Annotated in this window: 1 protein-coding gene; it reads right to left on the bottom strand. The window is 71.9% G+C overall.

The genetic code is table 11. The annotated features are described in order from the left end of the window. Nucleotides 1-28: 28 nt before the first annotated feature. A partial coding sequence (locus UWG_RS30355) for an ABC transporter permease (protein ID WP_016908569.1) occupies nucleotides 29-2,193 on the bottom strand: 2,165 nt, incomplete at its 5' end.

Raw genomic sequence — 2,193 nt, 5'->3', positions numbered from 1 at the left:
GGCGGGGCACGTCTCGGTCCGGCGGGACTCACGCCTTCGGCGCGGCCTCCAGTGCGACGCCGACACCGCGGCCGGCGTCCTGCTCGACGGGGGCCGCCGTGTCCGCGCCCGCGGGGCTCGGCGTCCTCCTCTCGCGGCGGGAGAGCCAGAAATCGACGGCGAAGTGGAGGAGCAGGCCGCTAGCGCCCCACACCGCGACGGTCAGGAGGTTGCGGCCGACGCCGTGGCCGCCGAAGTAGACGAGGGAGCGGACCGTGTCCACGGCCGCCGGCAACGGCAGGAAGTCCTGGAGCGCACGGAAGACGTCGGGGACCATGTAGATCGACATGCCGCCGCCGGAGGCGGGGACGCCGGCGAGCATCAGGACCACCATCGCGGGGATGATCGCCGCCAGACCGAAGGTGCGCGTGAAGACGCCGGTGATCAGCGAGACGGAGAGGATCGTCAGCGCGCCGAAGCCGATCAGCTCGAAGGCGTGGCCGTTCACCGCGCCGATCAGCACGTCGAAGAGGAACCAGAGCCAGAGCGCCATCCCCACGGCCCACCCGCCGAGCTTCGGCAGGAAGTGGCGCAGCCGCTTCAGTTCGGGGGCGCCGCCCCGCAGCACCGCCATGACGAGGAAGCCGGCCATGATCCAGGACATGCCGACGTACATGCTGTTGCTGCCCATGGTGTCGTCGGCGGTGAGCGGCTCGATGTCGGTCAGCTCCAGCGGAGCCTGCTGCCCTGCGGCCACCTGCTGGAACACCGCCTCCAGCGCCTGCTGTTGGCTGTAGCCGGCGCCCGACGAGGTGTAGAGCGTCGCTTCGCCGCCCGGTGCCGTCGGCAGGACGTAGGCGCCGACGACCTCCTGGTGCGTGATCTGCTTCTTGGCGTCGTCGACCGACGTGCCGGTGCGGAGGTCGAGCATGGCGCCGAGCTCGGGTTCGAGTCCGTCGGCGGCCTGCTCGGCCTGCTGGGCGCCGGCCCCGACCACGACGACGGGGAGGTCGCGGACCTCCGGCTTGTGCATCGAGGCGCTCATCGTGCCGACGACGGCCACCAGGATGCACAGCGGAAAGGCGAGCACGGCGAAGTACCGCATCCCCTTCGAGCGCACCGGCCCCCCTGCGAGCGCGGGGAGCGGGGTGCTCGCGTCGGTGACCTGCGGGGCCGCCGGGATCGTGTGGCCGGAGCGGCGCTCCTTCAACAGGGCGAGCAGCAAGGCGAGGACGAGCCAGACGCCGAGCGTCAGCAGATACCCGCCGACACCCCGGCCGTCGAAGTAGAGCAGGGAGCGCAGCGACTCGCCCGCGGCCGGCAGCGGGAGCACTCCGTGCAGGAACTGGAAGAAGCCCGGCATGTGGTGGACGGGCAGCGCCAGGTTGGACGCCGGCATGCCGAAGCACACCCAGAGCAGCATCCCGAGCAGCACGGCCATCGGTCCGACCAGCTTGGTGAAGAGCAACTGCGTCATGCCGACCGCTCCGACGGTCAGCACTCCGACGCCGAGGAACTGGAGGTAGTGGCCGTCCACGGCGCCGACGACGGGGCCGAGGATCGTCCAGATCAGAGTGCTCGTCACCGCTGCCCAGCCGAGCAGGAGCGGGACGAACCGCCGCAGCCGCAGCAGGAACGGCACCGACATCGTCATCACGCTCAGCGGCACGTAGCCGGCGAGCATCATGCCCATGCCGGCGAAGAGGACGGCGGTGCCGGACATGTCGCCGTCGGGGAGCGGGGCGGTCTCCTCCATCCTGGGCTGCCACTCGTGCTCGGCGGCCACGGGAGCGAGGAGCTGCTGGACCGTGCTCGCCTGGGAGGCCCCGGCCGCCGACGCCGTGTAGATCACCGCCTCGCCGCTGCCGCCCGCCGGGACCTCCAACGCGCCTGCTATCTCACGGTCGCTGAGCAGCTCGCGCGCCTCGTCGGCGGTGGCGACCAGCCGCGCCTCGACGGCTTCGCCCTGCGCGGACTCCAGCCCCGAGACGACGGCCTGCGCGGCTTCGCCCTTGCCGACGACGGCCACCGGTACGTCCTTAGGCGCGGGCGAATGCATCGTGCCGACGTACGTCGCGTACATCATCGTCACCATGAGGAAGGGCATGGCGAAGAGGGCGACGTAGCGGATGATCCGGGCCTTCCTGTCCTCCGTGCGGGGCGTGCCCGGAGGGTCGGACGGGGGCGGCGGGCCGTCGGCGGGCGGGGCGGAGG

It is taken from the genome of Streptomyces xiaopingdaonensis, from assembly GCF_000262345.1.
Taxonomy (GTDB): Bacteria; Actinomycetota; Actinomycetes; order Streptomycetales; family Streptomycetaceae; genus Streptomyces; species Streptomyces xiaopingdaonensis.
The sequence above is the reverse complement of the archived record's forward strand: the minus strand, read 5'-3'. Positions and strand labels throughout refer to the sequence as shown.